The organism is Bradyrhizobium sp. (genome assembly GCF_004799405.1).
Lineage (GTDB): Bacteria > Pseudomonadota > Alphaproteobacteria > Rhizobiales > Xanthobacteraceae > Bradyrhizobium.
Genome location: NZ_SSMW01000012.1, coordinates 1 through 6,752 on the forward strand (window position 1 = coordinate 1; position 6,752 = coordinate 6,752).

Genomic DNA, 6,752 nt, shown 5'->3' on the forward strand with positions numbered 1-6,752 from the left:
GGCGATGTGCCTGTCCTGGTATCTCAACTTGATATCGCTCTCGCAGCGGCGCACTATTTCCTGGAGCAGCGGCCAGTTCATCAGCGGCTCGCCTCCGAAGAACGCCACCTTCAACGTGCCGCCGGGAGCCAGTCGTTCCAGGCACGCCGTGATGCTCCGCAGGGCGACATCCGGGTTCATCCGGGATCGGCCGGACTTCTCGTAGGTCTCGGCTCCGTTGAGACAATAGATGCAGCCTAGGTTGCACGCCTCGGTGAGCAGCAGGAACACGGTCATCCTGTCTATCTTGCGAGGGGCGGTTGCCGTGCCCGCGATCTCGCGCGGGTCGTATCCCTCCTTCTCAACTAGCGGGTCGACCAGGATGCGGTGGTCGCGTAGCAATTGGATCAATTTCTCGTCGGCGGCGAAGTCGGATTTGAGTTGCTCCAGAGTGCGTCCCTTGGGCAACTCCGACAGCAGCTCAATGATGCGCCTCCTGCCGTAAGCGACGTACAGCGGGCGCATGTAGAAGGCATTGGACAGAAGCAGCTCGTCGCTGCCTCTGTCCAGATGGATCAAGTTCCTGGTCAGCTGCAGGCTCAAGCTGGCCCCCCGGCTCGTGTCCACTTGCGGCGTTGCCGATCAATCAGCACGCGCATGGCACCGTAACATAGCCGCTGGTGCACTCGGATCCGCATTCGGAAGCGAAGCCTTTGGTGCTGTCCGCGCGGGGAAGCTTGTCACACAGAGAGAATACCCTGTAGGCGTCGTTCTCGAGGGCGATTGTCCCCGAAGACTCTTGTTCGGCTGTCTTTTCCATTTCGGTTGACATGGCTCGATTCTCCGTCCTTGATTTCGTAGGTTTTAATTATGAAGAGTTCGGCGAATCCTGCGTTGATTTAGATCAACGGCGCCTCGCGAATCTGCGTTGCTCGGGACGCCACGAGCGTCATGGTCGATCACGTGATGCCAATGTGGTCGGGCGGCAGAGCGGCGAGGCGCCGCGCATTAATCGCTGTGAAGGCGGCCTCGAGGTTGCGTGTGAACCGAGCGGTGTCGAACAGCGGTGCGGTTCGACCGCATGCCGCCACCCGCAGCCGTGCGAGCGCGTTGCGATCGGTCGCAAGCCGCGATGCGAGGTCGAGATATCCATCAAGCGAGGTCGTGACGAGCCCCGACAAGCCCGCTGCCGTGAGGACGCTTGCCGAGACCCGGGAGGCGAAGGTATCGCCGCTCAACGCGACCAGCGGTACGCCAGCGGTCAGCACGTCGCTCGCGGTCGTGTGTGATCCATACGGAAAGCAATCGAGCGCCAAGTCGGCCTGACCAAGCCGGGCAAGGTGCTCCGCCCTCGATGCGAAGGGAGCGAAAATGAGGCGCTCGGTAGCGACTCCTCCGGCGATAGCGTGCCTTTTTAGGGCGGCGTCGATCTCAGGATTCAAGTGGAGGAGCCATAGGACGGAATCGCCGGTCGCCCGGAGCAGCGTCATCCAGACGTCGAACACGGACCGCGTGATCTTGAAGGAATGATTGAACGAGCAGAACACCAAAGCACCTTCGGGAAGCCCGCACGCAGCTCGCGGTGGCGGTGGGCCGATCCGGCGCCGGTCATCGTAAGGCTGGTAGGTATCAGGAAGCCTGACCACCTTCTCGCTGAAGTGGACTTCCTCGCCGGGGCGGACCAGGGTCCGATCGGCGATGATGTAGTCGATCCATGGCGCGCCCATCGTGCCCGGATATCCGAGCCACTGGACTTGCACCGGGGCCGGCCGCGCGGCGAGGATGCGGCTGCGGGTTCCGGCGGTCCAGCCCTTGAGATCCACGACTATGTCGCAATCGTCGCCAGCAATGCGTTGCGCCGCGGCAGTGTCGTCCAGGTCGCATATCGACACCATACGGTCGAACCCCAGGGCCAGGCGCCGGCGGTACTCGTCATCCCTGCGTGGCGAATAGTCGTAGCCGATGAACTCGAATCGGCTGCGGTCGTGGGCCTCTATGACGCCGACCGCGAGATGGGCGACGGCGTGATTGAAGAAGTCGCCGGAGAGGTATCCGATGCGCATCCGGGGCTTCGCAGCTTGGTGCTCGGCTGCACGGCGGCCGGCAGGGATAGCCGACCAAGAGACGGATTCCGCATAGCTGCGTGCCACGTTGAGCTGCTCGTTCCGGGTCGTGCCCTCCATCAGCAGCACAGTGAACGGTGAGGCCTGTTGCGAAGACCACGGCGGGTCGGCTTGGCGGATGCTCGCCTGGATCAGCTCAGACAGCTCCCAATCGCAGCAGGTCCGTGCGGCCAGCAGGGCGGCAAAAGCGCACTCCAAGTCCTTTTCGTAGCCGCGCGTCATTCGAAAGATCTCAAGCGCGGTGTGGACGTGTCCGGCGGCACCAAACACCATCGCCGCAGCGTCCAACGTGTCGGCGTCGTCGGCGTCTACCGCAGACGAAGCGGCTCCGATCAGCTCCACGGCGTGACGCGCGGCGGCGACAGCCTCGCGCAGGCGACCGATCCGGCCGAGAAGTCGGCCCAGATAGGCATAGGGGGCAGGATTGGAGGGATCGAGAGCGATCGCCCGCCGTAAGCTCACCTCGCCCCGCGAAAGCTCGCCCGCCGCGACCAGCAGCATCCCGCCTATGAAATATGCGGCCGCAGGATCGACATGGATGCCGATAGCGGCCGCGGGCTCGAGGCAGGCCGCCGCCGTTTGCCGCGTCGCGAGCGCTTCCTGATGCCGGTTTGTCGCAGCGGCGGCGGTCCGCAGCAACTGACCGACGATCGCGGATGCTTGCGCGGTCCTAACCAGAACGCGCGCCTTCCTCTCCAACTCCGCGTAGTGACCTGCAGCGCACAGAGCCGTGAGGTCCTGGATCGGCTCGGGGGTCACAGGCATCGTTGGACGCTCCGATCCGTCTGAGGATAAACGGAAGTGACTCCGACATCAGCAAACTGACGCGATCGACCCAACTTAAACATTCGTCGCGCCATCGCGGCCGGCTAAACCGTAGAGCGCGATCGTGATTCCGAGCAATCGCACCCTAAAGTTCTTTGCTAGTGCGTTGAGTGGGACTGGTCCGTGACAGAGATTGCCCCCCAAACAACGCCAAGCGTGCCCTCAATACCGATAGTAGTAACCGCGGCGATAGGGATAGGGGGCGCCGTAGTAGCCTGGCGCGTAGTAGTAGCCCGGCCCGTACCCGTAGTAGCCGGGCCCATAGTAGCCGAGCCCATAGGCCCCCAAGGCGGCGGCTCCAGCTGCAGCACCCAAGATGCCAAGGCCAATTGCGGCGCCCGGATTGCCGTAATAGCCGCGACCGCGATAATAGCGATAGCGGACGTCAGTCACCCCAGACGACTGAGCTGCTTGTTTCAAAATAGTCATGCTCGAGGAGATCGGAGCAGCCCCCGAAGGGGGCACCGAGCCGAGCATCACCGCACCGACGACCGCGACGGCGACCGCGCGTTTCGTTGTCTGCTTGTTCATAGCTTTATCCTCTCGTTTTTGGAGCAACTTAAGCGGCAAACCTCTCGCTTGCCGCTGGCCGCAACTCTGAAAGCGACGATCTACCCAAAACGCATCAAGGCTTTGACCTGGATCAACTATCGCTGATCGGAATTGGCGATCTGCGCAGGTACGCAGCTCTCATGCTCGCCATGGGTCGGGCTCACGCTCGAATCCATATCGAGCACGACGTGTTTTTGGCGACTGGCGGTCATGAACGCGGTCGATCTATTGTTCGAAAGATCGGAAAGGGCGGACACGCTCTTTTTCAGCCGCAAGCCGGTTGTCGGGTGGATGTCGGATAAGATCAAATGACTCCACGAAAAGTGCGCGGCGATTTCCGCTGTTGCGCCAACGGACCCACTGGGCCGGTCTGATAATGTCCGTTGATTGGGGTAGACCAGAAGTGGCTGATGGGGCGTCAAAGCGGTGCTTTTGGAACGGACATCGGCTCGCATGCTGGACGTGCTGATTAAGACCGAAACAGCGCAAAGTAAATCACGTACAGCCAGCCAAAAATACGATGGATAATTGCCCCCAAAAATTCCGAAGACATTAGTTACCATGTTCGTGATCCTGGACCCGATCCGGACATTTGGTCTGAACAGCTTGTAACGCCTAGGCTCAATGGCGTCGTGTGTTGATCGCCGATCGATCCAAAGTCTTAGCGTTTGAGGTGAGCGACGCCTTCGGGCGCCGAGCAGTTCGTTCGAGATCTCAGTTGGCGTTGGCCTCAGCTACAGCGCCAAGGCTAGGCAAGGTTTCGCTCGGCGCCGACACAGGCGCCGCCGGCCTGAATGGCCCACAGAGACGGCGCACCCGATCACGCAACGGTTCCAAAAATCTTCGATTTAGCGATGCAAGGGCGGAGCTTGCCACTAGTACGACCGGCGTGACCGCGAGCAGCAACGTCCAGCCTCGCCAGTCGCCGTTGAACAGGATGGCTGCGACCAAAAAGCCGGCGAGCCAGTGCACCAGGAATGCGAAGTAAGACCATTCTCCGAGCGTTCGGTCGATCCGTTCGATGAGCGGACTAAATTGGTGGACCGAGAGCCCGGAGAGGCCGGAGACGACCACCGCAAAGCAGATCGTATCGACGAGGTAGCCCAGTCCAAAAATGTGCGACGCGGGAAAGACCAGACCCCCCGCGACCATGTTGGCGAGCCATACGGCAAAGGCGCATCCTGCTGCGAGCGGTGTCGCAATCCACCGGCCGCGCTGCCGAAGAAAATACAGTGCAGCGCCGACGGCAAAAGGAAAAACGGCCGACGGTGCCGTAAAGTAGTCAAGGTCCCAGTTAATGGTGTCATAGATGCAAGCCAATTGGAACGACAGCCCCGCGACCAGCGCGATCAGAGCCCAGCTCATCTGCCGGGACACGACAAGGAACAGCAAGAGATACATGTCGATCTCGATCGCGACCGACCAGAACGGCGGAATGAAGCGGAACGAGCCGTAAGTAAGTTGCAACGGAAGCACGGTGAGATTGATCAGGAGGTCGCCCGCGCCGGGCGCACTGCGCCAGAACTTAAGATAGTTGGCGGCTTGCTCCGGGGCGATCGTAATCGAGAGTAGCGTCAGGGCGCAGACGAAATAATACGGCGGCAGCAGCCGCAATGCGCGGTTAGTCCAGAAGCGTACGCCGTCGAAGCGATACATCTCGTTCAGCGCCGCGGTCATCATCAGACCGGAGATGACGAAAAAGCCGCGTACCGCGTAGAAGCCAAAATGCGCAACGTATTCCGTGCCGACTAGATGGCTTAGAATTACCAGATAGGCCAGCAGGAATCGCAGCGAACCGAACATGGCATCACGTCCTTTAGCCGACGAGCCGCGGCAGCGCGATCACGACCAGGGCAAGCAGGCCGAATGCTGAACTCATGACCATGGCCGAGCGGTGGCGTGCAGTCGGGTCTTCACGCAGCAGCGCGAACAGACTGCGCACATCGCGCGGGATCAGGAACGGGACTTGTCGGCGGTAGGCAGCAAACTCCGGAATAGCGCGATCGAGGACGGCTTCTTCCCAGCTTGCGCGCGCTATCTGCAAAGCGACGATGAGCGCCAGCAAACCGGCCCCCGCTAGCGAGCGCACCTGCAGAAGTATGCCGACGACGCCGAACAGCTCGAACAGGTATAGGGGGTGCCGCACGATACTGTAAGGCCCTGTGGTGACCAGACGCCTTGCCTCCGGCATCACGCTGAACGAGCGGCCGAGGAAGCTCAGCGTCAACACGCCCAGCACGCTGGCGGATACGCCGGCCAGCACCGCGAGTAGATTGCACCAAAGATTTGGCGGCGCGCGATCGAGCAACACACAGAACGGAGGGATGCAAACCGTAACTAGGGCGGCGAACCGCGGCAGAAGAGCGGTCGATTTCGCGATCGGACGGCACCGGAACAGCGGCAGAACTGCCAGGAGCGCCACGAACATCCACTGCGAGACCCGCGCCAGCATGGCGACGATCATGCCACCATCGGGATGCGCCCAAAGGGCGGGATCCTGTGCGACCTGGCCGAAAAAATTGATGACGTCGTGGACGAGCGCGTAAAACGAATAAAGCACAATCGGTAGCCGCATCGCCCAATCATAAGAGCGGCTTTGCTCAATTCTCGAAAATAGGTTGCCTGACATCGTGTGCTCGTCTCAACAGCGCGAAGGGCGCGTGACGATTCACGTTGTCCTTCCACATCCTTTCATAGGCCGCTGACATTAAGGGGTAGTTGCGCTGTTATCTAAAAACGAAGCAGCCTTAAGGGTTGGTAGCTTCGACTTGCGATTGCGTTTAATTCGCAAAACCGTTGCTTTGTCGCCTCAATGTCTAGCTCGTGCACGCCGTAAATTGGCACAAACGGACCAACCGGACCTGCCTGATGATGTCCGTTAATCGGGTTAGACCGGAAGTGGCTGGCAGGGGTTCAAAACGTCCCCTTTGACCCGGAGCGGACTTCGCCTTTGAAACCTTTAGGGCGCGCCTTTCGCGATCGCGGTGAGATCGTGCTTGCTCTCGCGTCTGTGCCACAAGCTAAACCCGCAAGCTGATTGATCTAGCGCAATGTTCGCGACTGAGATCGCGCTAGGCTGTCAATGCGCCTCAAGAATGCCGAGGGTGCCTCAAGAATGCCGAGGGTGCCTCAAGAATGCCGAGGGTACCGGTCACCGGGAAATTAATTGGTGATGGGATCGAGGTCCGCCAATGCCAAAGATCACTGATATCTTGCTCGAAGAGCATCAGAACATCGAAAAATTGCTTCTCGTTCTGGAACACGAGCTTGAGG

General features: G+C 60.5%; 7 protein-coding genes. All 7 read right to left on the minus strand.

The features are described from left to right. Window positions 1–582 (minus strand): radical SAM protein (locus E7813_RS02985; protein WP_291570705.1); only part of this gene is annotated, 582 nt, incomplete at its 3' end. A gap of 356 nt (window positions 583–938) precedes the next feature. Continuing rightward, complete coding sequence (locus E7813_RS02990; RefSeq protein ID WP_291570707.1) at window positions 939–2,867, minus strand: hypothetical protein; 1,929 nt, start codon at window positions 2,865–2,867, stop codon at window positions 939–941. A gap of 222 nt (window positions 2,868–3,089) precedes the next feature. Next, window positions 3,090–3,458, minus strand: a complete 369-nt coding sequence (locus E7813_RS02995) for a hypothetical protein (protein WP_291570709.1) — start codon at window positions 3,456–3,458, stop codon at window positions 3,090–3,092. 116 nt (window positions 3,459–3,574) lie between these two features. Beyond that, the gene (locus E7813_RS03000) at window positions 3,575–4,042 is read right to left on the minus strand and encodes a hypothetical protein (RefSeq protein ID WP_291570711.1); all 468 of its coding nucleotides are present in this window, start codon (window positions 4,040–4,042) and stop codon (window positions 3,575–3,577) included. Window positions 4,043–4,193: 151 nt separating this feature from the next. Then, window positions 4,194–5,282, minus strand: coding sequence for an acyltransferase (locus E7813_RS03005; protein WP_291570713.1), 1,089 nt, complete (start codon window positions 5,280–5,282; stop codon window positions 4,194–4,196). A gap of 13 nt (window positions 5,283–5,295) precedes the next feature. Then, a complete protein-coding gene (locus tag E7813_RS03010; protein ID WP_291570715.1) occupies window positions 5,296–6,039 on the minus strand; it encodes an isoprenylcysteine carboxylmethyltransferase family protein in 744 nt (247 codons plus the stop codon). A 529-nt stretch (window positions 6,040–6,568) separates the two neighbouring features. Further along, window positions 6,569–6,752 (minus strand): hypothetical protein (locus E7813_RS03015; RefSeq protein ID WP_291570717.1); only part of this gene is annotated, 184 nt, incomplete at its 5' end.